This window comes from Azovibrio restrictus DSM 23866, from assembly GCF_000429665.1.
GTDB lineage: Bacteria > Pseudomonadota > Gammaproteobacteria > Burkholderiales > Rhodocyclaceae > Azovibrio > Azovibrio restrictus.
Map to the genome: position 1 here is coordinate 33611 of NZ_AUCH01000019.1, position 26236 is coordinate 59846.

Here is a 26236-nt window from a genome sequence, read left to right on the forward strand (position 1 = left end):
GGGCGCCAGCAAGAGTTTCCCCCGCCCGGCGCCGCTCCGCCCTAATCCTTGTCGGCGTAAGGGTTATGACTGGTGTTGAACTGGATGCGCAAGGGGGTGCCATCCAGTTTGAATACATGGCGGAAGATGTTTTCCAGGTAGCGCTGGTAGCTGTTGGGGATGTGCTCCAGGGCATTGCCGTGAATGACGATGATGGGCGGATTGGAGCCCCCCTGGTGGGCGTAGCGCATCTTCGGCCGGAAGGCGCCATGGCGGGGCGGGGCCTGGCGCGCCACGGCATCGATCAGCACCCGGGTGAGCTTGGGCGTGGGCAGCTTGGCCATGGCCGCGGCGTAGGCGCCGTTTACCGACTTGAACAGGTTGTCCAGGCCGATGTTTTCCTTGGCCGAGATGAAATGCACCTTGGCGAATTCCAGGAACTTGAGCTTGCGCTCGATGGTGCCGCGCACCTGCTCCTTGGTGTAATGATCCAGGCCATCCCACTTGTTCACCGCCACCACCAGGGCCCGGCCGGACTGGACCACGAAATCCGCCACATGGGCGTCCTGGTCGGAGATGTCCTGCTGGGCATCGAGCATCAGGATCACCACGTGGGCGTCCTCGATGGATTGCAGGGTCTTCACCACCGAGAACTTCTCGATGGCCTCGAACACCTTGCCCTTCTTGCGCAGGCCTGCCGTGTCGATGAGGCTGTATTTCTTGCCGTTACGCTCGAAATCCACGTAGATGGCGTCCCGGGTGGTACCGGGCATGTCGAAGGCGATCACCCGCTCCTCGCCGATCAGGGCATTGATCAGGGTGGACTTGCCCACATTGGGGCGCCCGGCGATGGCCACCTTGAGCACGTCGGGGCGCTCCTCCTCTTCCTCCGGCTCGGGGAAGGAGGCCAGGGCCATGTCCACCAGGTTGCGCACCCCCTCCCCGTGGGAGGCGGAGATGGGATGGGGATCGCCCAGGCCCAGTTCGTGGAATTCCGCCGACACCATGCCCTGGTTCATGCCTTCGGTCTTGTTGACCGCCACGAACACGGGCCGCTCCAGGCGCCGCAGCTTGTTGGCGATTTCCTTGTCCTGGGGCGTCAGGCCGCCACGACCGTCCACCACGAAGATGATGGCATCCGCCTCGGCGATGGCCTGCTCGGTCTGGCGCGCCATCTCGTGCAGGATGCCTTCCTTGATCAGGGGCTCGAAGCCGCCGGTATCCACCACCAGGAAGGGCTTGTAGCCCAGGCGGCCATGGCCGTAGTGACGATCCCGGGTCAGGCCCGGAAAATCGGCAACGATGGCATCACGGCTCCTGGTGAGACGGTTGAACAGCGTGGATTTGCCCACATTGGGGCGCCCCACCAGGGCGATAGTCGGTTTCATTGAACATCCAGAGCGTATACGTTCCCCGAGCGGGTCTGAACCAGGATCTGGTTCCCCAGGCGCTGGGGAGCGCTGTTGATGGGGCTGCCATCGGTGGTGAAGCGGGCGGCAAAAGCGCCGTCGTCGCGGTTCAGGAGGTGCACCACCCCCTGGGCATCCCCCACGGCCAGGTAGTTCCGCCCTGCGGTCATGGGCGCGGTGACCCGGCGCATGAAGAGTTTGTCCTGCTTCCACAGGCTGCCGCCGGAATCCAGGGAGAGGGCCTGGATGGCACTGCTGTCGTCGGTCACATAGACGCTGCGGCTATCCAGGGTAAGCCCGGCGGCCGAGGAAATGTCCCGGGACCAGACGGTATTGCCCCCCTGGGAGAAGTCAAAGCAGGTCACCCGGCCCTGGTAGGCGACGGCACAGCCCAGGGGGCCGCCGGCAGCGGGCTGGGCCACCACGTCGGCCACCCGGTCCAGTTCCGTGGCGCCCTTGGGCAGGGCCACGGTACCTTCCCAGACCGGCGCGCCGTTGTGCAGTGCCAGGGCCACCAGCTTGCCGCCGGGGAAACCGGTCAGGACAAAGCGGTCGGCGATCATCATCGGGGCGGTGCTGCGCAGGGACAGGGTGGGCGTGGGACGCTGGTACAGCCACTTGCGCTTGCCCTGGGCGTCCAGAGCCACCACCCGGTTGTCACCGCTGCGCACCACGATCATGTCCCCTTCCACCAGGGGCGGAGCCAGCACTTCGCTGCTCACCCGGGCCTGCCACAGGGGCGAACCGTCCCGGGCCGAGAAGGCCAGCACCTCGCCGGTGCCCGTGCCCACCACGACCGTGACCCCGTCGCTGCCGACCCCGGCGGACAGGGGCTTGCCAGCGTTGATGCGCCAGACGGCCTGACCGCCCTCCAGCTTGGCGATGCTGCCGTCGGCGGCGGCGACGAATACCGCGTTGCCGGCCACAGCGGGATAGAACACCGCATTACCGGCCTTGCCGATCTGGTAATTCCAGTCCTGGCGCAGTTCCGCCGTGGCCTGGATGGGCGTCAGCTCGGCCATTTTCGGGCCCTTGCTGGCGAAGGGGTTGAGGCTGTCGAAGGAGGGGGTGATGGACTCCAGGGTCGAACACCCCGCCAGCAGACCGCCCATCAGGACAGCCAGCGGCAGCAGGCGGCGGGCCATCAGGCCGCCCCTCCCAGGGCGTCGAGCTTCTGGTGCAGGAGCTGGGAAACGGGACTCCGGCCGGCCTCACCCGTGCCGTCCTTGCTGTCCTTCTCCTGGGCCTCCAGGGCTTCCTTGTAGGCAGCCCGGGCCTCGTCCTGCTTGCCCTGGGCCACCAGCACGTCACCCTTGAGTTCCGCGTAGGCCGCGGCCAGGGCGGGGCCGGGCTTGTGGGCCAGCTCCTTCAGGGCTTCATCGTAGGCCTGCTCGTCCAGCATCACGCCAGCCAGACGCAGGTGGGCCACGTCGCGCAGCTCATCCTTGCCATGGGCCGCCACCCAGGCCAGCTGGGCCCGGGCGGTCTTGGCATCGCCGGATTCGAAGGAAACCTTGGCCGCCATCAGGGTGCCCATGGGGGCATAGGCGGTGGAGCCGAATTTTTCCGTCAGTTCCCCGGCGATGGTGCGCACCCGCTGGGTGTCCTCCTTCACCATGGCCTGCTGCAGGGCGCCGAACAGGGCGCTGGCCTGGGCCGCCTGCTGGCCCTGGTACCAGTTCCAGCCCTGCCAGGCCACCACGGCGACGGCCAGGGCAGAGACGGTCCAGGTGATCAGGTTGCCATGCTGCTGCCACCAGGCCTTGAGATTGTCGATTTGTTCCTGCTCTTCCAGATCGTAGACGGCCATGTCAGGCTTCCTCTTCTTGGGTATCCAGCAATTGATCGATGATGACTTCGGCCAGATTCTCGGCCTTCAGGCGTTGTTGCGCCACCCCCTCGTCGCGCAGGGCTTTCAGCTGCACCTCGCCCGCCGCCGCCTCGTCGTCGCCAATCACCACGGCAAACAGGGCCCCGGAGGCGTCGGCCTTCTTCATCTGGGACTTGAAGCTGCCGCCGCCGCAATGGAGGATCACGTCGATGCCGTTGTCCCGCAGGCCTTCGGCCACCCGGAAAGCCAAGCGGGCAGCGGTTTCGCCCTGATGCACCACGTACACGTCGGTGCCCTTGGGCGCCGGCTCGCCGCCGGAGTCCCGGATCAGGGCGATCAGCCGCTCGACCCCCATGGCAAAGCCACAGGCCGGGGTGGCCTTGCCCCCCAGTTGCTGCACCAGGCCGTCGTAGCGGCCACCGGCGCAAACGGTGCCCTGGGCCCCCAGCTTGTCGGTCACCCACTCGAACACGGTGAGATTGTAGTAATCGAGACCCCGCACCAGGCGCGGGTTGATCTCGAAGGGAATGCCGGCATCCTTCAAGATCTGCTGCACCCCGTTGAAGTGGGCCAGGGATGCCTCGCCCAGGTAGTCGATCAGCTTGGGCGCCCCGGCGCACATGTCCTGCAGGGCCGGATTCTTGGTGTCCAGGATGCGCAGGGGATTGGTGTACAGGCGGCGCTTGGCTTCCTCGTCCAGTATCTCCTGGAAGCCTTCCAGATAGGCGATCAGATCGGCCCGGTGCCGGGCCCGCTCCTCGGGCTGGCCCAGGCTGTTCAACTGCAGGCGGATGTCGTCCAGGCCCAGGTCGCCCCAGAGCCGCGCGATCATCAGGATCTGCTCGGCATCCACGTCGGGACCGGCGAAGCCGAAGGCTTCCACGCCGATCTGGTGGAACTGGCGGTAGCGGCCCTTCTGGGGCCGCTCGTGGCGGAACATGGGGCCCATGTAATAGAGGCGCTGGGCCACCTGATTGGCCAGCCCGTGCTGGATCACCGCGCGCACGCAGCCGGCCGTGCCTTCGGGGCGCAGGGTGAGCTGCTCACCGTTCAAGCTGTCCTCGAAGGAATACATTTCCTTCTCGACGATGTCGGTGACCTCGCCGATGGCCCGCTTGAACAGGGGGGTGGGCTCGACGATGGGCATGCGGATGGGCTTGTAGCCATAGCTCTTGAGGCGGTCGGAGACAGCCTCTTCAAAGAGTTCCCAGAATTCGGCTTCAGCCGGCAGGATGTCGTTCATCCCCCGGACGGACTGCAGGTTTTGACTCATTGGACTTTCTTCGGGTACTTGCGGGCCACGTAGGCCTCGATGATCTGGATGAATTCGGCGCCGATCTTCTCGCCCTTCAGGGTGACGGTCTTCTCCCCATCCTCATAGACCGGGGCGGACGGGGCCTCGCCGGTGCCGGGGAGCGAAATGCCGATGTTGGCATGCTTGGACTCCCCCGGGCCATTGACCACGCAGCCCATCACCGCCAGGGTCATGTTTTCCACCCCGTCGTGAGCTTCGCGCCACTCGGGCATGCGGGCGCGCACGTGTTCCTGCACGTCCCGGGCCAGCTCCTGAAAGAAGCTGGAGGTGGTGCGGCCGCAGCCGGGGCAGGCCACCACCTGGGGGGTGAAGGCCCTGAGGCCCATGGTCTGCAGGATTTCCTGGGCGACGATCACTTCCTGGGTGCGGGAACCGCCCGGCTCCGGCGTCAGGGAAATGCGGATGGTGTCGCCGATGCCCTGCTGCAGCAACACGGCCAGGGCCGCCGTGGAGGCGACGATGCCCTTGGAACCCATGCCGGCCTCGGTGAGGCCCAGGTGCAGGGCATAGCTGGAGCGGGCCGCCAGCTCCTGGTAGATGGCGATCAGGTCCTGGACGCTGGACACCTTGCAGGAGAGGATGATGCGCTCCCCGGCCAGCCCCAGGGCCTCGGCCTGGGCGGCGGATTCCAGGGCCGAGGTGACCATGGCCTCGCGCATGATGGCGGTGGTGTCCAGGGGCTCGGCCCGGCGACTGTTCTCGTCCATGATGCGGGCCAGCACCGACTGGTCCAGGCTGCCCCAGTTCACGCCGATGCGCACCGGCTTCTGGTAACGACAGGCCAGCTCGATCATGGCCGCGAACTGCTCGTCCTTCTTCTTGCCGAAGCCCACGTTGCCCGGGTTGATCCGGTACTTGGCCAGGGCCTCGGCGCAGGCCGGGTGTTCGGTGAGGAGCCGGTGGCCGTTGTAGTGGAAGTCGCCGATCAGGGGCACGTCGCAGCCCATGCGATCCAGGTGCTCGCGAATCCTGGGCACGGCGGCGGCGGCTTCCGGGGTATTCACGGTGATGCGCACCAGTTCGGAACCAGCCCGGTTCAGCTCGGCGCACTGGATCGCCGTGGCCACGTAATCGGCCGTGTCCGTGTTGGTCATGGACTGGATCACCACCGGCGCCTTGCCCCCCAGGGGCACATGGCCCACCAGGCAGGAACGGGTGGCCGGCTGGGCCGGCAGTTTGCCATGCATCTTGTTCATGAAAACCTGCTTACTGGAGGGTCACACGCGCCACATCGCTCTCGGCGTTGGGCTGCAGGGGCACGGACTGCCCCTTGTACTGCAACTGCACGTAGGAGGCATTGCCCACCACCACGCTGAGGGGAGGCACCCCGGTGATTTCCCGGGTGCTGCCCGCAGGATGCAGCCGGGAGGTGATCAGATTGCCATCCTTGTCCCGCACTTCCACCCAGGAATCCCGGGTGAAGCGGAAGCTCACAACCTGCCCGGCCACCGGTGCCGCAGCCTGAGCGGCTGGCGCTGGAACAGGTGCCGCTGCCGGGGTGACGGGCGGGAGCGTCCGCACCGGAGCGGCAGCCGGGGCAGCAACTGCGGCCGGGGGCTGGCTCCCAGGTACGGGAGCTGTCGGCGCGGCCACGTGCGGAGCGGCCACGGGCGCGGCCACCGGAGCGCCAGCAGGCGGATTGCCGGGAACCGCCGGCGCGGCGCCGGTCGCCGGGGCAACGGGTGCAGCAGGAGCCGGGGCCCCAGGAGGCTGGACAGCAGCCGTGGGGGCCGGGGCCGGAGCCGCTGCAGCGGCGGGGTCCGTTGCCTGAACAGCGGCAGCAGCCCCCTCAGTGCCGGCTTCCGCCCCCTGGGCGGGAGCGGGCTCGGCAGGAGGGAACAGGGGCTCGCCCGGAGAGGCCGGGGCCAGGGCCACGGGATCCGGCACGGGCTTTTTCACCCAGAACTGGTCCGGCAGGAAGAAATAGGCCAGGGCGGCCCCCAGGATCAGCAGCAGGCCGGCGGCCACGGTCAGCATGTCCCGGCTCACGCCCCGTCCCTGTCCGGGCATGGTGACGTGGGTGGATTCTGGCAGTTCCAGACCCGGGGCAGCCAGTTCCCGCACCCCGTCCAGGAGATCCAGGAGGGGAGCTGCATCGAGCTGCACGGCCCGGGCGTAGTTGCGGACAAAGCCGCGCACGAAGGTCTTGCCCGGCAGACCGGAAAGATCGCCCCGCTCCAGGGCTTCCACCTGCCGCTCACCCAGGCGCAGCAGGCGGGCCAGCTCGGTGAGCTGCAGCCCCCGGGCTTCCCGCGCGGCGCGCAGCTGGGCCCCTACCCGGGCTTCCGGCGCCACGTCCGCCGCGTTTTCCACGGCAGCGGCCGGTGCATCGAATCCCGTCACCATCTCAGTCATTCGTAATTACCCTTGAGGAGTTCCTGGTACTCGGGAGAGGCCACATAGAGCCGGCGCAACTGGGCCGTCATGCTGCTCTCCTCTGCCTTGTTGCCCAGCTTGCGCTCGATACGCACCCCCAGCCACAGGGCCTCGGCAGGAGGCTGGCCGCCCAGGCGCATCATTTCCAGCAGGCGGTTGCGGGCCTCGGTCATGTTGCCCTGGGTATAGGCCAGCTTGGCCAGCTGCAGCTGGGCCTGGGGACCACCGTCCTTGGCCAGACGCAGGGCATGGGTCAGGTATTCCCGGGCACCCTCCAGGTCTCCGGCCTTGAGGGCGCAGGTCCCGGCATTGACGTAGGCCCGCTCGGGAGTGGAATACAGGGGATTCTTCACCGCGGCAAGGAAGTAGGTCACCGATTCCTTGGCCCGGTCCCGCTGGCAGAGGTACCAGCCATAGTTGTTGTTCACGTCCGGGTCCCCCGGCGCCAGGCCCAGGGCTTTCTTGAAATCGGCCTCGGCCGAGGTAAATTCCCGCAGGGCCGTATAGACCAGGGCCCGGACACTGTAGGCGGAGGCGTAGCCGGGATCCGCCTCGATGGCGACCCCGGTTTCTTCCAGGGCCACGGCCATGTTGCCATCCTGGAGATACATGGCACCCAGCTCCGTGTGCAGCCGCGCCCGGGTACGGGCATCGGTGGCCACCTGATTGGTGTGAGTGGATTCGGGAACCACGACCTGGGCCGCGACGGGCAGGCTCCCCAGGGACAACAGACAGGCTGACAACAGGACTACGCTTCTGATCACGACTTATCTTCCTCCAGCATGATGGTGCGCCGCCCGGTCCGCCGCGTCTTGTCCAGGACCTGACCGGCCAGCTGACCGCAGGCGGCGTCGATGTCGTCTCCCCGGGTCTTGCGGGTGGTGGTGACGATGCCGGCCCCCATGAGGATGTCGGCAAAACGACGGATGCGCTCGGGGCGAGAACGGCGGTAGGGCGACCCCGGAAAGGGGTTGAAAGGGATGAGATTAAACTTGCAGGGTACATGACGCGTCAAGGACAACAGCTCCCGGGCGTCATAGTCGTGATCATTGACCCCGTCCAGCATCACGTACTCGAAAGTGACGAAATCCCGGGGTGCCTTCTCCAGATAACGGCGGCAGGCGGCCATCAGTTCGGAGAGGGGATATTTCTGGTTGATGGGCACCAGCTCATCCCGCAGGATGTCGTTGGGGGCATGCAGGGACACCGCCAGGGCCACGGGGCACTCGTCCCGCAGCCGATCCATGACCGGCACTAGGCCGGAGGTGGACACGGTCACCCGGCGCCGGGACAGGCCGTAGCAATTGTCGTCCAGCATCAGCTTCAGGGCGGCCACGGCATTCTCGAAATTGGCCAGGGGTTCCCCCATGCCCATCAGCACCACGTTGGAGATGATGCGCTCACCCTTGGGATCGCGCCCCAGGGCCTTGTTCACCTGCCAGAGCTGGCCGATGATCTCGGCTACCGTCAGGTTGCGGTTGAAGCCCTGCTTGCCGGTGGAACAGAAGGAACAGTCGAGGGCACAGCCCGCCTGGGTGGAGACGCACAGGGTGCCCCGGTCATCCTCGGGGATGAACACGGTCTCCACGGCATTGCCATTGCCCACGTCAAACAGGAATTTGCGCGTGCCATCATCGGACAGCTTGTCCGAGACGATGGCCGGGGGTACCACCACCGCTTCCGCCTTGAGCTTTTCCCTGAGGCTCTTGGCGATGTCGGTCATGGCATCGAAATCTGCTTCCCCGAAACGATGGATCCAGCGCAGCACCTGGGTGGCGCGAAAGGGCTTCTCGCCCCGGGCGGCGAACCAGGCGGTCAGTTGGGCAGGATCGAGATCGAGGAGGTTTTGCATGGGAGGGTCGAGAGTCGGGAGAGAAGAGTCGTGAGCCGGGAACCACGCTCAACCCCCGACTCTCCACGCACGGCTACAAGATCAACGGCCGCTGAAGACGTTCATGCCGGGGAAGAAGAAACCGATTTCCACGGCAGCGGTGTCGGCGCCGTCGGAACCGTGCACGGCGTTGGCGTCGATGGATTCAGCGAAGTCGGCGCGGATGGTGCCGGGATCGGCCTTCTTGGGGTCGGTGGCGCCCATCAGCTCGCGGTTCTTGGCGATGGCGTTCTCGCCTTCCAGCACCTGGATCATCACGGGACCAGAGATCATGAAGTCCACCAGATCCTTGAAGAAGGGGCGTTCCTTGTGCACGGCGTAGAACTGACCGGCTTCCTGGGCGGACAGCCAGGCCATTTTGGAGGCCACGATCTTCAGGCCATTGGTTTCGAAACGGGAGTAGATCTTGCCGATCACGTTCTTGGCAACAGCGTCGGGCTTGATGATGGAGAGGGTGCGTTCGATAGCCATGTAATGCTCCGGAAAAAGCTAAGGGTTTAAAAAACTGCAGATTTTACCAGACTGGCAAAAAAACGCCCCGGACAAAGCCGGGGCCAATTGACAACTGAACTCGTTTGTTCCGGGACTACATCATCCCCAGGGTGCGCGGCAGCCACAGGGACAGGCTGGGCCAGTAGGTCACCAGGATCAGGAACACCAGCATGGTGAGCAGCCAGGGCCAGACGGCCACGGTCAGTTCGGTGATGCCCATCTTGGTGATGCCGGAAGCCACATAGAGATTGAGCCCCACGGGCGGGTGGCACATGCCCACTTCCATGTTCACCACCATGATGATGCCGAAGTGCACCGGGTCGATGCCCAGCTGCACGGCGATGGGGAACAGGATGGGAGCCAGGATCAGCACGATGGAGGACGGCTCCATGAAGTTGCCGGCGATCAGCATCAGGATGTTGGCCATGATCAGGAAGCCGATCACCCCCACGCCGGTGCCCATCATGAAATCCGCCATGGTCTGGGGAATGTTCTCGTGGGTAAGCAGGAAGCTGAACAACACCGCGTTGGTGATGATGTACAGCAGCATGGCGCTCATATTGGCCGAGTTGAGCAGCACCTTGGGCACGTCCTTGAGGCTCAGGTCTTTGTACACGAACACGGCCACGATGAAGGCGTAGACCGCGCTCATGGCCGCCGCCTCGGTGGGAGTGAACATGCCCGAGTAGATACCGCCCATCACCACCACGATCAGCATCAAGCCCCAGATGGCGTCCTTGAAGGACTTGAGGCGCTGGCCCCAGGTAGCCTTGGGCATGCGCGGGTAGTTGAACTTCTTGGCCCGGTACCAGGTGGTAAAGCCCAGGAAAGCCGCCAGCAGCAGGCCCGGAATCACCCCGGCCATGAACAGGGCGCCCACCGAGGTATTGGTGGACACCGAGTACATCACCATGACGATGGAGGGCGGGATCAGGATGCCCAGGGCGCCGGAGGTGGTGATCACCCCGGCCCCGAACTTGTTGGGGAAACCCTGCTTGACCATGGCCGGCAGCAGGATGGCGCCGATGGCCACCACGGTGGCAGGAGAGGAACCGGACACGGCTGCGAACAGGGCGCAGGCGAGCACACCGCCGAGCCCCAGCCCCCCGTGCCAGTGGCCGACCATGGCCGTGGCGAAGTTGATCATGCGCCGCGCCACGCCGCCGTGGGTGAGGAAGTTGCCGGCCAGGATGAAGAACGGGATCGCCATGATCTCGAACTTCTCGATACCGGTGAACAGCTTCAGGGCCACGGATTCGATGGGCACCTGGGTCATGGTGAACAGGAAGGTCAGTACGGTCAGACCCAGGGAAATGGAGATCGGCATGCCCGTCAGCATCAGGACGAGCAGCAGACCGAAGATGATGAGTGCGCTCATTGTTTGCCTCCTTGGCCGTCACCCAGGTTGTGGTGCTTCAGATCCTGGGGATGCAGGTTGTCGCCCATGTCGTAGGGGTTGGCATCCACAGGCAGATGCTCCTCGTCGATACCATCCACGTGACCGTGGTCGTGGTGGGGCAGCTCGCCGGTCTTCCAGAAGGTCACCAGCACCTGCAGGAAGCGGAAACACATCAGGTAGGAGCCCAGGGGGATGGCCGAATAGACGATCCAGGTGGGCCATTCCAGGTCAGGGGTGGTAGGCCCTTCGTACAGATCGGGAGCCTCGATGCCAAACCACTGGAAGAACTGGTAATGGGCGCCGTTTTCCCAGACGAAGGTGGCCCCCAGGGTGCCGACGATGCCGGTGAACAGGGCCCCAGCCGCCAGGCCAAAGATGATGAAGCGGCCCCGGTTCTGCTCGTTGAGGCGGTTGATGAGCACATCGACCCCCACGTGGATGCCGGTGCGGACGCCGTAGGCGGCACCGAACTTGGCCATCCAGACGAACATGATGATGGTCAGTTCCTGGGCCCAGCCCAGGTTGAGGGACAGCAGCCAATCCTGCACCCCCGGGATGTTGATCCCGGAAAAGTAGCGATGGACTACCGAGACGAAGATGATCAGCGTCGCCAGCCCGATCAGGCTGCCGATAATGATCTCTTCCAGGCGGTCGAGAATCTTGTTCATGGGGAATCTCCTTCAAAAAAACGCCCGCCTCCTCCCGGAGAGCGGGCGCTTTTCCATGGTGTGATATCAGAGCTTGTTGGGATCGAAGCCGGTTTCCTTGTAGATGGACTGGATCAGCGGAGCGCCGATACGGGATTCCATCTTCTTATGCACGGGCACCAGGGCGCGCTTGAAGGCCAGCTTTTCCTCGGCCGTGGGCGCATAGACCGCGGTCTTGCCGGACTTCTTCACCGCCTCCAGGGAAGCATCGTTCTCTTCCTTGGCGATCTTGTTGGCGTAGTCGGTGGCTTCCTTCATGGCCTGTTCCAGCTGGCCGCGCACATCGGCGGGCAGACCGTCCCAGAACTTCTTGTTGGTGATCACCGCGTAACCCAGGTAACCGTGCTCGGTCAGGGACAGGTGCTTCTGCACTTCATGCATCTTCTGGGTGTAGAGGTTGGAGATGGGGTTCTCGGTGCCGTCCACCACGCCGGTCTGCAGGGCCTGATAGACCTCGGAGAAGGCCATCACCTGGGGCATGGAACCCAGGGCACGCATCTGCTCTTCCAGCACCTTGGAGGACTGGATGCGCATCTTCTTGCCCTTCAGGTCGGTGGGCACCTTGATCGGGTTGTTGGCGGAGAAGGACTTGAAACCGTTGTCCCAGAAGGCCAGGCCGGTGACGCCCTTGGGCTCCAGCTTGGAGAGCAGCTGCTTACCCACGGGACCCTGGGTCACCTTGTGCAGGTCGGCATAGCCGTCAAAGATGTAGGGCAGGTCGAACACTTCGAACTCGCGCACACCCAGGGGGCCGAACTTGGCCAGGGAAGGTGCCAGCATCTGCACGGCGCCCAGCTGCAGGGCCTCCATCTCTTCCTTGTCCTTGTACAGGGTGCTGTTGGCGTAGACCTCTACCTTCACCTTGCCCTTGGTGAGCTCAGCGGCGCGCTTGGCGAAGAACTCGGCCGCCTTGCCCTTGGGGGTGTCCTGGGCCACCACATGGCTGAACTTGATCACGACGGGTTGCTGGGCAGAAGCCGTGGCGGTCACGGCACAGGCCAGCAGGCCGAACAGCAGCGAAGAAATCTTCATGTCATCTCCTCCAAATTTTTTAACAAATGTTTAGGTCTCCCGCGGGGCCATACCCGGGGTGCCGATTGCATTATGTACAAACCGTTACACACCTCGTATTGTGGAAAGCCACAGGTATACATGCGGTAAGATCAGCCCCATGGACCCCCGTCTCAACCCCCCTCCTCCCCATGCGCCAGCCCGGATCAGCTGGATGCTGGCCCTGCCCAAGCTGGGGGTGGTGCTGCTCGTGCTGGCGGTGATTTCCCTGCTCTGGCTGCTGCACCGCAACGACCTGGAAGAACAGAAGGCCAGCCTGATCGGTGACGTCCTGTGGCTGGAACAGAACCTGCGCTTCCACCTCTCCGGCAACGAGGGCCAGCTGCAGCAGCTGGCCCTGGACATCGGCAGCCAGGAGGGCCGGGGCAACATTTTCCGGCTGCGCGGCCTGCACCTCCTGAAGACCCTGCCGGAGCTGGCCCGCCTCAACCTGATGGATGAACAGGGGCAAGCCATCGACACCCTGCCGGTGCTTTCGGCCACCCCCTCCAAACCCGAATACCTGGAGATGTTCGAGCAGGCCAAGGCCCTGGGCCGCCCCAGCTACGGCCGCCCCAGCCTGGGGCCGGAAGGCCCGCGCCAGACCCTGCTGGTCCCCATCTTCAGACACAACCGTTTCACCGGTTTCCTGCTCGCCGAACTGGACCTGGACATCCTGCTGCGTAACCAGGTGCCCTGGTGGTTCGCGGAAAAATACCGGGTGCGCATGATCGATGATGGCGGCAACGAATATGCCACCAAGTCCAAGGTAGCCGGCACCCCCAGCCTCAATTACCTGCTCCCCCTGGACCCACCCGGTTACGGCATGGGACTGGAAGTGACCGCCTACCGCTCGGCGGACATCACCGCCCAGCGCATCCTGGCGGTGGCCATCGTCGGCCTGGCCCTGGGGGTGTTCTGGAGCCTCTGGGCCATCCGCAAGCTGATCCGCAGCCGCCTGACCGTGGAAGCCGCCCTGCGCCAGGAACACGCCTTCCGCCAGTCCATGGAGGATTCCCTCACCGCCGGCATGCGGGCCCGGGACCTGCAGGGCAAGATCATCTATGTGAATCCAGCCTTCTGCCGCATGACCGGCTTCTCTGCCGAGGAACTGATCGGCCACCTGCCGCCCATGCCCTACTGGGACCCGGAGGAAATCGAGGAAACCATGGCCCTGAACCGGGCGGTACTGTCCGGCAACGCCCCCAGGGATGGCTTCGAGATCAATTTCCGGCGCAAGGACGGCTCCCCCTTCCGGGCCCTGATCTACGAATCGCCCCTGATCGACGGCAACGGCGAACACACGGGCTGGATGGGCTCGGTGCTGGACGTGACGGAAAAGCGCCGGGCCGAGGAATTGGCCCGGCAGCAGCAGGAAAAGCTGCAATTCACTTCCCGCCTCGTCACCATGGGGGAGATGGCCTCCACCCTGGCGCACGAACTGAACCAGCCCCTGGCCGCCATCGCCAGCTATGCCACCGGTTGCGCCAACCGGCTGGAAAGCGACCACTGGCAGGCGGAGGAAATCCGCGCCGCCCTGGACAAGCTGAGCAAACAGGCCCAGCGGGCCGGGGAGATCATCCGTCGGGTCCAGGACTTCGTGCGCAAGAGCGAACCCAAGCTGCAACCCTGCTGCCTGGAAGACGTGATCGGCGACAGCCTGGCCCTGGTGGAAGCCGACGCCCGCCAGCACGGCATCAACATCGAATATCAGCGGAGCGAACCCCTGCCCCCGGTGCTGGCCGACCGGGTGATGATCGAGCAGGTGCTGCTCAACCTGTTCCGCAACGCCATGGACGCCATGGCCGCCACCGAAGCCCCCCTGCGCCGCATCACGGTGCGCACCTGGCAGCAAGGCAGCGAGGCGGTGGTCGCCGTGGCCGACCAGGGTTGCGGCCTGCCCCCGGAAACCGCCCAGCGCCTGTTCGAGGCCTTCTACACCACCAAGCCTGACGGCATGGGCATCGGCCTGTCCATCTGCCGCTCCATCATCGAATTCCACCGGGGCCGGCTGTGGTACGAGCCCAACACGCAAAGCCTCTCCGGCCAAGGCACCGTCTTCGCCTTCACCCTGCCCGAGGAAATCCATGCCCACACCCCAAGCCCATCTGGTCGATGACGACGAAGCCATCCGCGACGCCCTGGCCTGGCTGCTCCAGTCCCGGCAGATTCCCTGTCGCAGCTACCTGAGCGCCGAGGACTTCCTCGCCGCCGGGCCCGAAGGGCTGTCCGGCTGCGTGGTGCTGGACATCCGCATGACCGGCATGAGCGGCCTGGAGCTGTTCGAAACCCTGCAAGAGCAGGGCATCACCCTGCCCACCATCTTCCTCACCGGCCACGGCGACGTGCCCATGGCCGTGGCCGCCCTGAAAAAGGGGGCCTATGACTTCTTCGAAAAACCCTTCAACGACAACGAACTGGCCAATCGGGTCCTGGAAGCCCTGGACCATGACGCCCGCCAGCGCAGCGCCCAGGCCTCGGCCCAGACCATCGCGGCCCGCCTCGACACCCTCACCAGCCGGGAAAAACAGGTGATGGAGCTGATCCTGGCGGGCAAGTTCAACAAGGTGATCGCCGACGAACTGAAGATCAGCATGCGCACCGTGGAAGTCCACCGGGCCCGGCTGCTGGACAAGATGGGCGTCAAGACCGCCGTGGAGCTGGCCCAGCTCCTCAATCGCCGCAGCTGAGCCCGGGGCCCTCCCAGCAGGGCAACAGTCCCGGCTCCCCGGCCCCGCTCTGCCAGGCCGCCGCCACCCCCACCCCGGGGCAGGCCAGCAGCTCCCCGTCCAGGAACAAGAGCGGCAGCAAAGGCCGCTCCCAGGGGGGAACCCCGCTTTCCTGCAGCAGTTTCTTCAAGGGCCGACTGGGGCGCCCGGGCCCCAGGCGCAGGCATTCCCCCCCCTGACGGGAACGCAGTTCCAGCCGCCGCCCCAGGAGGGCGTCCGGCCGGATGCCCGCCGCCCCCGGCCGAAGCTGCAGCCGGCCGCCGCCCCAGTCCAGCACGCCGCTGCCGTCCCAGGCGCAGGGAGCCGGCAGCGGCCCCGGGAAAGGCACCCGGTACAGCTGGCCCCGCCAGAGACGCACAGCGCCCTCGGCCAGGCAGAGTTCGAAATGGCCATCCGCTGGAGTCACCGCCAGTTGCCGCAGGGCTTCCGCCAGGGCTGCCGCTTCCGGCGGATGCCACCCGGCTGCCGCCAGCCAGTGCCGCAGCCAGTTGGCCTGCCGGGCCGGCGACAGATTCAGCAGGGGCGCCACCCGCCCCTGGACCAGGAGCTGATCCTGAGCCGCCAGTTCCGCCAGCAACTCCCGGGCGTCGGCGAAATGCCCGGCCGCCCGGGCCAGGGTCGCCTCCGCCGCCGGAAAGCGGGATTCCAGCAGGGGCAGCACCCGGTGCCGCAGGAAGTTGCGGCTGTAGGCCTGATCCTGGTTGCTCTCGTCTTCCACCCAGGCCAGACCGTGCCGGGCCCCGTAGGCCGCCACCGCAGCCCCGCTCCAGGCCAGCAGGGGCCGCAGCAACACCATGTCCTGCCATGCCCGCTGCCCGGGCATGGCGGCGGCGCCGGCCACGCCGGTGCCACGGCAGAGATTGAACAGCAAGGTTTCGGCCTGATCGCGCCGGTGGTGGGCCAGGGCCAGATAGCGGATGCCGCAATCCCGGTAGGCCTGGTAGCGGGCCTGGCGGGCTGCCGCCTCCAGGCCGGGTCCCGGAGCCCGGGACACCTGGACCCGCTGCAGGGTCAGGGGAATGCTCCAGTCCCGGCACAGCTCGGCGCAGAAACCGGCCCAGGCGTCGGCATGGGGAGAAAGGCCGTGATGCACGTGCACGGCCCGCAGCTGCCCGGAGGGCAGGAGTTGCCGGAGCAGGTGCAGGAGGACGACGGAATCCCGGCCGCCGGAGAGCCCGACCCAGAGCTCGGCCCCGGCGGGCAGGCGGGGCTGCAGCCAGGCCGCGAGCCCCAGAAGGGGATCAGCGGGGGTGCTGTTCCTTGAAGCGGCCATAGGCCATGAGACGCTCGAAGCGGGCCTCCAGCAACGCCTCGGTAGACAGGGCCTGGAGATGCTTCAGCCCATCCTGGAGCGCCTTCTTCAGGGCGTGGGCCATGGCCCCATGGTCCCGGTGGGCGCCGCCGCAGGGCTCGTGCACGATCTTGTCGATCAGCCCCAGGGACTTCAGGCGGGGGGCGGTGATGCCCATGATCTCGGCAGCCTCGGAGGCCTTTTCGGCGCTCTTCCAGAGGATGGAGGCACAGCCTTCGGGGGAGATCACCGAATAGGTAGAGTTCTGCAGCATCTGCACCACGTCCCCCACGGCGATGGCCAGGGCGCCGCCGGAGCCCCCTTCGCCGATGATGGTGACGATGACAGGGGTCTTGAGCCCGGCCATCTCGTAGAGATTGCGGCCGATGGCCTCGGACTGGCCCCGCTCCTCCGCGTCAATGCCGGGATAGGCCCCGGGGGTATCGACGAAGGTGAACACGGGAATGCGGAATTTCTCCGCCAGTTTCATCAGGCGCAGGGCCTTGCGATAGCCCTCGGGCCGGGGCATGCCGAAGTTGCGGTAGATCTTTTCCTTGGTGTCGCGCCCCTTCTGGTGGCCGATCACCATGCAGGGCTGACCGTTGAAGCGGGCCAGCCCGCCGACGATGGCCTTGTCGTCGGCAAAAGCCCGGTCCCCGTGCAGCTCCTCGAAATCCGTGAAGATGTGGGCCACGTAGTCCAGGGTGTAGGGGCGCTGGGGATGACGGGCCACCTGGGCGATCTGCCAGGGGGTCAGCTTGGCGTAGATTTCCTTGGTCAGGGACTGGCTCTTTTCCGCCAGCCGGTCGATCTCCTCGGATATATCGACGGCCGAGTCTTCCTGGCCGAAGCGCAGGGCTTCAATCTTGTTCTCCAGCTCGGCAATCGGCTGCTCAAAATCGAGGAAAGTGGTTTTCATCCGGGGGCCAAAAATTTTGGGAGGCGGGGATTTTACCCCCAAATTTTCCGATTTTCCCGGTTTGCTTCCGGAGGCCCGGCCAGCCTCAGCCGTAGCGCCCGCCCACGAAAGGATTGTAGCGGCGCTCTTCTCCCAGGGTGGACATGGGGCCGTGCCCGGGGATGAAGTCCACCTCGTCGCCCAGGGCAAACAGCTTTTCCTTGATGGAGCGCATCAGATCGGCATGGCTGCCCTGGGGAAAATCGGTGCGTCCCACGGAACCCTTGAAGAGCACGTCGCCCACCACCACCAGGCGCCCCGGCCGGTCGTGAAACACCACATGGCCCGGGGTATGCCCGGGGCAGTGCAGGACTTCCAGCTCCACTTCGCCGAAGCGGACCCGGTCTCCGTCCTGCAACCAGCGGCTGGGCACGAAACTGCGGCAGGGAGGAAAACCGAACATGCGGCTCTGCTCGGCCATGCCGTCAACCCAGAAGCGGTCGGCCTCGCCCGGCCCCTCCACGGGCAGGCCCAGCCGTTCGGCCAGCTCCGCCACCCCGCCGGCATGGTCGATGTGGCCATGGGTCACCAGGATCAGGACCGGGGTCAGCTGTTCCCGGGCCAGGGCGGCGAGGATCTGCTCCACGTCCCCGCCCGGGTCCACCACCGCCGCCTGGCGGCTGGCCTCGCACCAGAGCAGGGTGCAGTTCTGTTCGAAGGGGGTCACGGGAACGATGGTGTAACGCATGGCGAGAAGCAGATGAGTGACGGGGGCGCCATTATGGCACGGCCGTTTCAGCCCGGCCCGGGGCCCCTGCCCGGTGGCTATCCGGCGCCGGGGAAAACTGCTATAAACGCGCTTAAATCAAAAAGTTGTATCGCTTTTTTCGAGTGGAGAGACAGGTATGCTCGACCATCCCTTGCAGGAACTGGACGACTGGGTGGTGTATTTCAGCGAGCGGGAACTGCCTGTCCTGCGCCACACCCGCCGCCAGCTGGAAACCGCCCGGGAAAACATGGATCAGGTGTCGGGCAAGGCCATCGCCCGCATCGTGCTCCAGGACCCCCTCATGGCCGTGCGGGTGCTGGCCTACATCCAGCCCCTGACCGGCAAGCGCCTGCACCATGACGTGACCACCATCGCCGGGGCCATCATGATGCTGGGCATAGAACCCTTCTTCAAACGCTTCGAACAGCTTTCCACCCTGGAAGACACGCTCAAGGGCTGCCCGCCCCAGGCCCTGCTGGGGGCCCTGCAGGTCATCCGCCGGGCCCAGCAGGCCTCCCACTACGCCCAGGAATGGGCCATCTGGCGCGTGGACGTGAATGTGGAGGAGGTGACCCTGGCCGCCCTGCTGCATGATCTGGCCGAAATCCTGCTGTACTGCTTCGCGCCCCAACTGGCCCTGCGCATCCGCGAGATGCAGACGCTCAACCCGCAGTTACGCAGCCAGAGCGCCCAGGAACAGGTCCTGGGCATCCGCCTGCAGGACATCCAGACCGCCCTGTGCAAGGCCTGGCACCTGCCCGACCTGCTCCTGAAGCTGATCGACGACGAACACGCGGAACAACCCCGGGTCAGGAACGTGGTGCTGGCCGTCAACCTGGCCCGGCACCTGGCCCACGGCTGGCACGACACGGCCCTCCCGGACGACCTGAAGGCCATCGCCCAGCTGCTCAACCTGTCCGAAGAAGCCCTGGGCCAGCGCCTGGGCCTGGCGCCCCCGGAGAGCGGCCCCATCGAGCCGCCTCAGCCGCAATAGCGCAGGTTCTGCCAGTCAAAGAGCAGCTCCGGCATCTGGTAAGCCAGGAACAGCCGGTACAGGAGCCAGGCAAACAGCAGCCCCAGGAGCAGCCAGGCCAGCCGCCGCTTCACGCCCGGGCCTCCTGCCCGGCCAGGGGCTGCTCCCGGATCGGCCAGGCCAGGAGCGCCGCCACCAGGGAGAGCCCGAGCACCAGGCCCCAGGCCAGGCCATAGGAGCCGGTCTGGTCGAAGATTCGGCCGCCCAGCCAGGCCCCCAGGAAACTACCCAGCTGGTGTCCCAGGAACACCACGCCGCTCAACATGGACATGTAGCGCAGCCCGAAGATCTGGGCCACCAGGCCGTTGGTGAGGGGCACCGTGCCCAGCCACAAGAGGCCCATGGCGGCGGCAAACAGCCAGACCCCGGGCAGCCCCGCCGGAATGCCCAGGAACGCCAGCACCGCCACGGCACGCAGGGCATAGATCGCCACCAGCAGGTTCTTCTTGCTGTACAGCCCGCCCCACCAGCCGAACAGGAAGGAGCCGGCCACGTTGCAGAGCCCGATCAGGGCCACCGCCGTCATGCCCACGTTGGCGCTGTATCCGGCATCCACCAGGTAGGCGGGCAGATGCAGCATGATGAAGGCGGTCTGGAAGCCGCACACGAAGTAGCTCCAGAACAGCAGATGAAAGCTCCGCTCCCCCCCGGCCTGGCGCAAGGCCTGGCCCGGGGACTGGGAAGCGCCGGCAGGAATCTGGGCGGGACCGTCGGCCAGGGCCGCCGCCAGGGGAACGATCAGGGCTATGCCCAGGGCCAGGAACACCAGGGCCAGTTGCCAGCCGTGGGCGCTGATCAGGGCCTGGCCCACGGGCAGCACGGCAAACTGCCCGAAGGAGCCGCCCGCCCCCACCACTCCCAGGGCCAGGCTGCGCCGCGCCGGCGCCACATGCCGCCCCACCACGCCCATCACCACGGCAAAGGTGGTACCGGAGAGCCCCAGCCCCACCAGCAACCCGGCGGAGACATCGAACAGGGCCTCGCTGCCCCCCAGGGCCATGCCCAGCAGGCCGAGCAGATACAGCAGGGCGGAAACCACCAGGGTGCGCCCCGCTCCCAGCCGGTCGGCAAAGGCACCGGCAAAGGGGGACGCCAGCCCCCACACCAGGTTCTGCAGGGCGATGGCGAAGGAAAAGACCTCGCGGCTCCAGCCCTGGCCCTGGGTGATGGGCTGCAGGAACAGCCCGGCCGTGTGCCGGACCCCCATGGACAGGGTGAGGATCAGGCAGGCGCAGGTGATGATGAGGGCGGGGGTACGCCAGCGGGCAGGCAGCATGGAGAGCGGGAACGGGCAAAACGGCGATGATAAGACCAGCCCCCCAATTTTTACGAATTCTTAACGCCCCATGGCTTACCTTGCGCCTGAAAGCCCCACCTGCCCCGACCATGGAAGACCTGCTCCACTTTCTCTCCGCCCTGCTGGTCATTTTTGCCCCGCTGCTCTTGGTCGCCTGGCTGCTGCAGCGCAAGGGCCGGAAAACCCCCGGCCGCTTGCTAGACTAGGCCCCATGCATCTCCACCGCCCTGCGGGCCCCGGGCCCGCCCCCGCCTATCTGTGGGCCGCCGCCGCCGTGACCGGGGTGGCCCTGCTGGCCCTGCCCCTGCGGGACCGCCTGGATCTGGCCAACATCATCATGCTGTTCCTCCTGGCCGTGCTGCTGGCTGCCGTGCGCCTGGGCCGGGGGCCCGGCATCCTGGCGGCCTTCCTGTCCGTGGCGGCCTTCAATTTCTTCTTCGTGCATCCCCGCCTCACCTTCGCCGTGAGCGACATGCAATACCTGCTCACCTTTGCCGTGATGCTGGCCGTGGCCCTGATCACCACCCACCTGACCACCGACCTGAGCCGACAGGCGGAAGTGGCCCGGGGCCGGGAACTGCGCATGACGGCCCTGTACGAAATGGCTCGGGACCTGTCCGCCGCCCTGAGCCTGGAACAGATACAGGAGATCGTCAGCCATTTCGTACGCCGGGGCTTCCAGTCCGAGGCCCGCCTGCTGCTGCCCGACACGGCGGAAGCGCTGCAGCTCTTCCCGCCGGGGAACCCCGCCGCCGCCCCTCCCCTCGCCCTGGCCAGGGACAGCGCCCGCACCGGCCAGCCTCTAACTGGGGACGGCTGGCATCTGCAGCCCCTGAAATCACCGATGCGCCTCCGGGGCATCCTGGCCCTGGCGGTGGGACCCGGCCCCTGGCAGGAAACCCCAGAACAGCAGCAGCTGCTGGAAACCGGAGCCTCCCTGGTGGCCATCGCCCTGGAACGGGTGCATTACATCCAGGTGGCCCAGGAAGCCCAGTTGCAGATGGAGTCGGAACGCCTGCGCAACTCCCTCCTGGGGGCCCTCTCCCACGATCTGCGTACCCCCCTCACGGCCCTGGTGGGGCTGGCCGATTCCCTGGTGCTGGCCGGCCACCTGCCCCGGGAGGAGGAAGAGCTGGCCCAGGCCATCCGCGAAGAGGCCCTGCGCACCAGCGCCTTGGTGAACAATCTGCTGGACATGGCCCGCCTGCAGTCGGGCCCGGTGACTCTGAGAAAGGAATGGCAGCCCCTGGAAGAGGTCCTGGGAGCGGCCCTGCAGGCCCGGGCGCCCCAACTGGCGGGCCACCAGGTCCGGGTGGAGCTGGCGGCGGACCTGCCCCTGCTCGAACTGGATGCGGTGCTCATGGAGCGGGTGTTCTGCAACCTGCTGGAAAATGCAGCCAAGTACACGCCCCCCGGCAGCACCGTGACGATCCGGGCGGAACCGGACCCCTGCCAGGCCGACCGGGTCTGCATCCAGTTATGCGACAACGGCCCCGGCCTGCCCCCGGGCCGGGAACAGCAGCTGTTCGAAAAGTTCACCCGGGGCCGGGATGAATCGGCCATCCCCGGCGTTGGTCTGGGGCTGGCCATCGTGCGCAGCATCGTCGAAGCCCACCAGGGCAGGATCGAGGCCGGGAATCTGCCGGAAGGCGGCGCCTGCTTCAGCATCCGCCTGCCCGTGGGAAATCCCCCGGCCCTGCCCCAGGAGGAAGCATGAGCAACACCAGACCCATCCCGGCCGAGGGCCCTGCCCCGGTGGTCCTGATCGTCGAGGACGAGCCCCAGATCCGCCGCTTCCTGCGCGCCGCCCTGGAATCCGAAGGCTGCCAGACCCATGAAACCGACACCCTGGCCCGGGGCCTGATCGAAGCCGGTACCCGCAAGCCCGACCTGCTGATCCTCGACCTGGGCCTGCCGGACGGGGACGGCATCGAGCTGATCCGGGAGCTGCGCAGCTGGTCCGGCCTGCCGGTTCTGGTGCTGTCGGCCCGGACCGACGAGGCCGACAAGGTCCAGGCCCTGGATGCGGGCGCCGACGATTACCTGGGCAAACCTTTCGGTATCCCCGAACTCCTGGCCCGGGTCCGGGCCTTGTTACGCCGCGCCCATCGGGGCCAGGAGGCGGGGCCGGTGTTTGCCTTCGGCCAGATCGAAGTGGACCTGGCCCAGCGCCTGGTGCGTCGGGCCGGAGAGACCGTGCATCTGACCCCCATCGAATACCGGCTGCTCACCCTGCTGGTGGCCAACGCCGGCCGGGTGCTCACCCACCGCCAGTTACTCAGCGAAGTCTGGGGCCCCAACCACGTGGAGCATGCCCACTACCTGCGGGTGTACATGGCGGGGTTGCGGCGCAAGCTGGAGGACAACCCCACCCTGCCCCGCCACATCCGCACCGAATCCGGGGTCGGCTACCGCTTCGTCGCCTGAAGCCCGCCCTCAGCTGCGCCAGAAGCGGGGCGAGAACAGGACCAGCACGGTAAAGAGTTCCAGCCGCCCCATGAGCATGGAGAGCACCAGGGTCCATTTACCCGTGTCGGTAACCGCGCCAAAGCCGCTGCTCACCTCCCCCAATCCCAGCCCCAGATTGTTGATGGTCCCCACCACGGCGGAAAAGGCGGTTTCCTGATTCATCCCGGTGGCCGTCAGGATCAGCATGAACAGGGCAAATACGGCGATATAGACGGCAAAGAAGGCCCACACGGCACTGGTCACCCGGGCATCCACGGAACGGTTGCCGAGCTTGATGGGGATCACCGCCTGGGGATGGATCAGCAGCTGCACTTCCCGGTTGCCCTGCTTGAGCAGGAGCATGAAGCGCATCACCTTGATCCCCCCGGCCGTGGACCCGGCACAGCCGCCCACGATGCTGATGAAGAGCAGCAACACCTGGGCCGCCACCGGCCAGTTGTAATAGTCGGAAGACGACAGGCCGGTGTTGGTGATGAAGGTGGCCACCTGGAAAAAGGCCAGGCGCAGGGCCGTCCCCAGGGGCATGCTACTGCCGGTGACGAGCAGGAGGGCCACCAGGACCAGGGCCAGGCCGATGATGCCCAGGTAGAACAGGTTTTCCTCGTCCAGCAGGTAGGGGCGCAGGCTGCGTCCATGCCAGACCATGAAGTGCAGGGCGAAATTGACCCCGGACAGGATCATGAAGAACGCCCCCAGGTTTTCCAGAATGGGATTCTGGAAATGCCCCATGCTCGCATCATGGGTGGAAAAGCCGCCGGTGGAGATGGTGGCAAAGCTGTGGCAGATGGCGTCGAAGGCCGACATCCCGCCCCACCAGTAAGCCAGGGCGCAGAGCAGGGTCAGCCCCACATAGATGTACCAGAGGGATTTGGCGGTGTCGGCGATGCGCGGCGTCAGCTTGGCATCCTTGATGGGCCCGGGGGTCTCGGCCCGATACAGCTGCATGCCGCCGATCCCCAGGGCCGGCAGGATGGCCACCACCAGCACCACGATGCCCATCCCGCCCAGCCAGTTGAGCTGCTGCCGGTAATAGCGGATGGACAGGGGCAGTTCGTCTATCCCGCTCAGCACCGTGGCCCCCGTGGTGGTCAGCCCCGACATGCTCTCGAACATGGCGTCGGTGAAGTCCATGTGGGGCGAGGTGGCCAGCATCAGGGGCAGCGCCCCGGCCAGGGCCACCAGCACCCAGAAGGCCGTGGCGATCACGAAGCCATCCCGGGTGCGCAGATTGCCCCGGTACTGGCGCACGGGCAGCCACAGCATGGCACCCAGCCCCAGGATCAGCACGAAGGCGAACAGGAAAGGCTGCTGCTCCCCATCCCCGGCCCAGAGCGCCAGCAGCCAGGGCGGCAACAGGGTGAAGCTGAAAACCACGAGAAACAGTCCCAGGACACGCAGCACGTGTCGATATTGCATGCGCCCTCCGGCAGTCGATGAAAACGGTCCGGCCTTGCCGGGGACCGCCATCCTGGGAGAAGCAGGCTAAAGATCGTGCTAAGAATCCGGGAGCTGCCGTTAAGAAAACATAAAAAAGGCGGAATCCCTTTTCAGGACTCCGCCCCTTGCCCGGCCATGGACGAGGATCAGTCGTCGCCGCCGAATACCCCCAGCAGGTGCAGCAGGCTGGTAAACAGGTTGTAGATGCTCACGTACAGGGAGACGGTGGCCATCACGTAGTTGGTCTCGCCCCCCTGGAGGATGGCGTTGGTCTCGTAGAGGATCAGGCCGGACATGAGCAGGACGAAGGCAGCCGACACCACCAGGGAGAGCACGGGTATCTGGAAGAACACCGCCGCCAGACCTGCCAGGAAGGCCACGATGATGCCCACCATGAGGAAATTGCCCAGGAAGCTGAAGTCCCGCTTGGAAGTCAGGGCAATGGCCGACATGCTGAAGAAGATCACCGCGGTACCGGCCATGGCCATGGTCACGATGTCGCCGCCGTTGGGCAACGCCAGGTAACGGCCAATGATGGGTCCCAGGGTGTAGCCCATGAAACCGGTCAGGGCGAACACCAGCCCCACCCCCAGGGCGCTGTCACGGAACTTGGTGACGGCGAAGAGCAGGCCGAAATAGCCCACCAGGGTCAGGATCAGGCCCGGATGGGGCAGGCCCAGGGCAGCGCTGACGCCGGCCACCACGCCGCTGAAGGCCAGGGTCATGGCCAGCAGCATGTAAGTATTGCGCAGCACCTTGCGGGATTCGGCAGAGGCCTGCATACCCACATTACCTTGGGTCAGGACCTGGCCGGACATGTAGGAACGATCATTCAGGCTCATGGGGAACCTCCTTTAGTTATAGACGCGGGCAGTGTAACTGCCTTTGCACAATCACAAAAACCATAGAGAATAGGATCATGAATTCGAAAAAAGCGAACATCGAAGAGAGCCGTCTCAACTATCGCCACCTCTATTACTACTGGATGGTGGCCAAGGCCGGCAGTCTGGCCCGGGCCGCGGAGCAGCTGGGACTCACGCCCCAGACCATCAGCGCCCAGCTGAGCCAGCTGGAGCAATCCATCGGCACCACGCTGTTTGACCTCCAGGGGCGCAAATTGATTCCCACGGAAGCCGGACGGACCGCCCTGCGCTACGCCGACGAAATCTTCCTGCTCGGTGAACAGCTGTGGGACTCCCTCAAGAGCGCCGGCAACGAACCCGTGCTGCGCCTCACGGTGGGTATCACCGATGTGGTCCCCAAACTGGTGGCCCATCACCTGCTGGAACCGGTGCTGCATCTGCCGGAACGGGTGCGGCTGATCTGCCACGAGGGCAAGTTCGAAACCCTGCTGGCCGATCTGGCGATCCACAAACTGGACGTGATCCTCGCCGACCGCCCGGTGGGTCCGGGCATGAGCCTGCGCCTGTTCAGCCATCCCCTGGGTGAGACCGATCTGAGCTTCTATGCCACCGCAGCCCTGGCCGAACGCTACCGGGAAGGCTTCCCCCAGAGCCTGGACGGGGCGCCTTTCCTGCTGCCCGCCCGCAACGCGGCGGTGCGGGCCAGCCTGGACCAGTGGTTCGAAACCCATGGCATCCGCCCCCAGGTCCTGGCCGAATTCGAGGATACCGCCCTTCTGGACACCTTCGGGGCCACTGGCCTGGGCGTGTTCCCAGCCCAGACCCCGCTCACCCAGGACTTGGCCCGACGCTACGACGCCGTGTGCCTGGGCCCCATCGATGCAGTGCGGGACCAGTTCTTTGCCATCTCCGCCGACCGGCGCATCCGCCACCCGGGCATCGAGGCCATCCGCATGGCCGGCCAGCAGCGGCTGTTCCAGCCCGTTTGAAGGCCTCCCGGG

At 66.0% G+C, this 26236-nt stretch carries 25 protein-coding genes; 6 read left to right on the forward strand and 19 right to left on the reverse strand.

Going from position 1 to position 26236, the window contains the following annotated elements; genetic code table 11:
- Positions 1-41 precede the first annotated feature (41 nt).
- From der to G474_RS0115480, 12 genes are all read right to left on the reverse strand, one after another.
- Complete coding sequence (der, locus tag G474_RS0115425) at positions 42-1367, reverse strand: ribosome biogenesis GTPase Der (protein ID WP_026687754.1); 1326 nt, start codon at positions 1365-1367, stop codon at positions 42-44.
- Positions 1364-2533 carry an outer membrane protein assembly factor BamB gene (gene bamB / locus G474_RS0115430; RefSeq protein ID WP_026687755.1) on the reverse strand — a complete coding sequence of 390 codons (1170 nt, stop codon included), beginning with the start codon at positions 2531-2533 and terminating at the stop codon, positions 1364-1366. The genes der and bamB overlap by 4 nt, the downstream gene beginning before the upstream one ends.
- Positions 2533-3198, reverse strand: a complete 666-nt coding sequence (locus tag G474_RS0115435) for a YfgM family protein (protein ID WP_026687756.1) — start codon at positions 3196-3198, stop codon at positions 2533-2535. The genes bamB and G474_RS0115435 overlap by 1 nt, the downstream gene beginning before the upstream one ends.
- A 1-nt stretch (position 3199) precedes the next feature.
- A complete protein-coding gene (gene hisS / locus G474_RS0115440) occupies positions 3200-4492 on the reverse strand; it encodes a histidine--tRNA ligase (RefSeq protein ID WP_026687757.1) in 1293 nt (430 codons plus the stop codon).
- Positions 4489-5730, reverse strand: a complete 1242-nt coding sequence (gene ispG / locus G474_RS0115445; protein WP_026687758.1) for a flavodoxin-dependent (E)-4-hydroxy-3-methylbut-2-enyl-diphosphate synthase — start codon at positions 5728-5730, stop codon at positions 4489-4491. Before ispG ends, hisS begins: the two co-directional genes overlap by 4 nt.
- Positions 5731-5740: 10 nt before the next feature.
- The gene (locus G474_RS22235) at positions 5741-6889 is read right to left on the reverse strand and encodes a helix-turn-helix domain-containing protein (protein WP_084513802.1); all 1149 of its coding nucleotides are present in this window, start codon (positions 6887-6889) and stop codon (positions 5741-5743) included.
- Positions 6886-7674 carry a type IV pilus biogenesis/stability protein PilW gene (gene pilW, locus G474_RS0115455; RefSeq protein WP_026687759.1) on the reverse strand — a complete coding sequence of 263 codons (789 nt, stop codon included), beginning with the start codon at positions 7672-7674 and terminating at the stop codon, positions 6886-6888. The genes G474_RS22235 and pilW overlap by 4 nt, the downstream gene beginning before the upstream one ends.
- On the reverse strand, positions 7671-8762 hold the full coding sequence (rlmN, locus tag G474_RS0115460; RefSeq protein ID WP_026687760.1) for a dual-specificity RNA methyltransferase RlmN: 1092 nt from the start codon (positions 8760-8762) through the stop codon (positions 7671-7673). The genes pilW and rlmN overlap by 4 nt, the downstream gene beginning before the upstream one ends.
- Positions 8763-8843: 81 nt before the next feature.
- Entirely contained in the window at positions 8844-9272 is a 429-nt protein-coding gene (ndk, locus tag G474_RS0115465; protein WP_026687761.1) for a nucleoside-diphosphate kinase, read from the reverse strand.
- 115 nt (positions 9273-9387) lie between these two features.
- Positions 9388-10671, reverse strand: coding sequence for a TRAP transporter large permease (locus tag G474_RS0115470; RefSeq protein WP_026687762.1), 1284 nt, complete (start codon positions 10669-10671; stop codon positions 9388-9390).
- Positions 10668-11360, reverse strand: a complete 693-nt coding sequence (locus G474_RS0115475; RefSeq protein WP_026687763.1) for a TRAP transporter small permease — start codon at positions 11358-11360, stop codon at positions 10668-10670. The genes G474_RS0115470 and G474_RS0115475 overlap by 4 nt, the downstream gene beginning before the upstream one ends.
- A gap of 66 nt (positions 11361-11426) precedes the next feature.
- A complete protein-coding gene (locus tag G474_RS0115480; RefSeq protein ID WP_026687764.1) occupies positions 11427-12431 on the reverse strand; it encodes a TRAP transporter substrate-binding protein in 1005 nt (334 codons plus the stop codon).
- Positions 12432-12570: 139 nt separating this feature from the next.
- Between G474_RS0115480 and G474_RS21150 the strand changes: the two genes are divergently transcribed.
- Together G474_RS21150 and G474_RS0115490 are read left to right on the forward strand one after the other, a co-directional pair.
- On the forward strand, positions 12571-14568 hold the full coding sequence (locus tag G474_RS21150) for a sensor histidine kinase (RefSeq protein WP_084513803.1): 1998 nt from the start codon (positions 12571-12573) through the stop codon (positions 14566-14568).
- Positions 14537-15139, forward strand: a complete 603-nt coding sequence (locus G474_RS0115490) for a response regulator transcription factor (RefSeq protein ID WP_026687765.1) — start codon at positions 14537-14539, stop codon at positions 15137-15139. Before G474_RS21150 ends, G474_RS0115490 begins: the two co-directional genes overlap by 32 nt.
- Here G474_RS0115490 and tilS read toward each other — a convergent pair.
- From tilS to G474_RS0115505, 3 genes are all read right to left on the reverse strand, one after another.
- Complete coding sequence (gene tilS, locus G474_RS21155; RefSeq protein WP_043464766.1) at positions 15123-16451, reverse strand: tRNA lysidine(34) synthetase TilS; 1329 nt, start codon at positions 16449-16451, stop codon at positions 15123-15125. The genes G474_RS0115490 and tilS overlap by 17 nt on opposite strands.
- A complete protein-coding gene (locus G474_RS0115500) occupies positions 16420-17388 on the reverse strand; it encodes an acetyl-CoA carboxylase carboxyltransferase subunit alpha (RefSeq protein ID WP_026687766.1) in 969 nt (322 codons plus the stop codon). The genes tilS and G474_RS0115500 overlap by 32 nt, the downstream gene beginning before the upstream one ends.
- Positions 17389-17473: 85 nt before the next feature.
- Positions 17474-18115: an MBL fold metallo-hydrolase gene (locus G474_RS0115505; protein ID WP_026687767.1), complete on the reverse strand. Its 642-nt coding sequence runs from the start codon at positions 18113-18115 to the stop codon at positions 17474-17476.
- Between the two features lie 157 nt (positions 18116-18272).
- Here G474_RS0115505 and G474_RS0115510 point away from each other — a divergent pair, with 157 nt between their 5' ends.
- Positions 18273-19130 carry an HDOD domain-containing protein gene (locus tag G474_RS0115510; RefSeq protein WP_026687768.1) on the forward strand — a complete coding sequence of 286 codons (858 nt, stop codon included), beginning with the start codon at positions 18273-18275 and terminating at the stop codon, positions 19128-19130.
- Here G474_RS0115510 and G474_RS24480 read toward each other — a convergent pair.
- Both G474_RS24480 and G474_RS0115520 read right to left on the reverse strand, forming a co-directional pair.
- On the reverse strand, positions 19118-19243 hold the full coding sequence (locus G474_RS24480; RefSeq protein WP_281171739.1) for a hypothetical protein: 126 nt from the start codon (positions 19241-19243) through the stop codon (positions 19118-19120). The two genes, G474_RS0115510 and G474_RS24480, sit on opposite strands and share 13 nt — an antisense overlap.
- Positions 19240-20445: an MFS transporter gene (locus G474_RS0115520; protein ID WP_043464770.1), complete on the reverse strand. Its 1206-nt coding sequence runs from the start codon at positions 20443-20445 to the stop codon at positions 19240-19242. The genes G474_RS24480 and G474_RS0115520 overlap by 4 nt, the downstream gene beginning before the upstream one ends.
- Before the next feature lie 232 nt (positions 20446-20677).
- Between G474_RS0115520 and G474_RS21160 the strand changes: the two genes are divergently transcribed.
- Complete coding sequence (locus G474_RS21160; protein WP_051282355.1) at positions 20678-22183, forward strand: DUF4118 domain-containing protein; 1506 nt, start codon at positions 20678-20680, stop codon at positions 22181-22183.
- A complete protein-coding gene (kdpE, locus tag G474_RS0115530; protein ID WP_043464773.1) occupies positions 22180-22893 on the forward strand; it encodes a two-component system response regulator KdpE in 714 nt (237 codons plus the stop codon). The genes G474_RS21160 and kdpE overlap by 4 nt, the downstream gene beginning before the upstream one ends.
- A 9-nt stretch (positions 22894-22902) precedes the next feature.
- On the opposite strand, the gene G474_RS0115535 is transcribed toward kdpE, so the two are convergent.
- Both G474_RS0115535 and G474_RS0115540 read right to left on the reverse strand, forming a co-directional pair.
- Positions 22903-24351: a TrkH family potassium uptake protein gene (locus G474_RS0115535; protein ID WP_026687771.1), complete on the reverse strand. Its 1449-nt coding sequence runs from the start codon at positions 24349-24351 to the stop codon at positions 22903-22905.
- 167 nt (positions 24352-24518) lie between these two features.
- Positions 24519-25154, reverse strand: a complete 636-nt coding sequence (locus G474_RS0115540) for a Bax inhibitor-1/YccA family protein (RefSeq protein ID WP_156919307.1) — start codon at positions 25152-25154, stop codon at positions 24519-24521.
- A gap of 137 nt (positions 25155-25291) precedes the next feature.
- Between G474_RS0115540 and nhaR the strand changes: the two genes are divergently transcribed.
- Positions 25292-26224, forward strand: coding sequence for a transcriptional activator NhaR (gene nhaR, locus G474_RS0115545; RefSeq protein ID WP_211228130.1), 933 nt, complete (start codon positions 25292-25294; stop codon positions 26222-26224).
- The last annotated feature ends 12 nt before the right edge of the window (positions 26225-26236 follow it).

Bases quoted from the DNA above. Each gene is read 5' to 3' on its own strand.
- G474_RS22235 (WP_084513802.1), bottom strand. From the start codon at position 6,889: ATGACTGAGATGGTGACGGGATTCGATGCACCGGCCGCTGCCGTGGAA.
- G474_RS0115505 (WP_026687767.1), bottom strand. From the start codon at position 18,115: ATGCGTTACACCATCGTTCCCGTGACCCCCTTCGAACAGAACTGCACC.
- nhaR (WP_211228130.1), top strand. From the start codon at position 25,292: ATGAATTCGAAAAAAGCGAACATCGAAGAGAGCCGTCTCAACTATCGC.
- G474_RS0115490 (WP_026687765.1), top strand. From the start codon at position 14,537: ATGCCCACACCCCAAGCCCATCTGGTCGATGACGACGAAGCCATCCGC.
- rlmN (WP_026687760.1), bottom strand. From the start codon at position 8,762: ATGCAAAACCTCCTCGATCTCGATCCTGCCCAACTGACCGCCTGGTTC.
- bamB (WP_026687755.1), bottom strand. From the start codon at position 2,533: ATGGCCCGCCGCCTGCTGCCGCTGGCTGTCCTGATGGGCGGTCTGCTG.
- ndk (WP_026687761.1), bottom strand. From the start codon at position 9,272: ATGGCTATCGAACGCACCCTCTCCATCATCAAGCCCGACGCTGTTGCC.
- G474_RS0115435 (WP_026687756.1), bottom strand. From the start codon at position 3,198: ATGGCCGTCTACGATCTGGAAGAGCAGGAACAAATCGACAATCTCAAG.
- G474_RS0115480 (WP_026687764.1), bottom strand. From the start codon at position 12,431: ATGAAGATTTCTTCGCTGCTGTTCGGCCTGCTGGCCTGTGCCGTGACC.
- G474_RS0115535 (WP_026687771.1), bottom strand. From the start codon at position 24,351: ATGCAATATCGACACGTGCTGCGTGTCCTGGGACTGTTTCTCGTGGTT.
- G474_RS0115520 (WP_043464770.1), bottom strand. From the start codon at position 20,445: ATGCTGCCTGCCCGCTGGCGTACCCCCGCCCTCATCATCACCTGCGCC.
- G474_RS21160 (WP_051282355.1), top strand. From the start codon at position 20,678: ATGCATCTCCACCGCCCTGCGGGCCCCGGGCCCGCCCCCGCCTATCTG.
- tilS (WP_043464766.1), bottom strand. From the start codon at position 16,451: ATGGCCGCTTCAAGGAACAGCACCCCCGCTGATCCCCTTCTGGGGCTC.
- der (WP_026687754.1), bottom strand. From the start codon at position 1,367: ATGAAACCGACTATCGCCCTGGTGGGGCGCCCCAATGTGGGCAAATCC.
- hisS (WP_026687757.1), bottom strand. From the start codon at position 4,492: ATGAGTCAAAACCTGCAGTCCGTCCGGGGGATGAACGACATCCTGCCG.
- G474_RS0115475 (WP_026687763.1), bottom strand. From the start codon at position 11,360: ATGAACAAGATTCTCGACCGCCTGGAAGAGATCATTATCGGCAGCCTG.
- G474_RS0115470 (WP_026687762.1), bottom strand. From the start codon at position 10,671: ATGAGCGCACTCATCATCTTCGGTCTGCTGCTCGTCCTGATGCTGACG.
- G474_RS21150 (WP_084513803.1), top strand. From the start codon at position 12,571: ATGGACCCCCGTCTCAACCCCCCTCCTCCCCATGCGCCAGCCCGGATC.
- G474_RS0115500 (WP_026687766.1), bottom strand. From the start codon at position 17,388: ATGAAAACCACTTTCCTCGATTTTGAGCAGCCGATTGCCGAGCTGGAG.
- kdpE (WP_043464773.1), top strand. From the start codon at position 22,180: ATGAGCAACACCAGACCCATCCCGGCCGAGGGCCCTGCCCCGGTGGTC.
- G474_RS0115510 (WP_026687768.1), top strand. From the start codon at position 18,273: ATGCTCGACCATCCCTTGCAGGAACTGGACGACTGGGTGGTGTATTTC.
- G474_RS0115540 (WP_156919307.1), bottom strand. From the start codon at position 25,154: ATGCAGGCCTCTGCCGAATCCCGCAAGGTGCTGCGCAATACTTACATG.
- ispG (WP_026687758.1), bottom strand. From the start codon at position 5,730: ATGAACAAGATGCATGGCAAACTGCCGGCCCAGCCGGCCACCCGTTCC.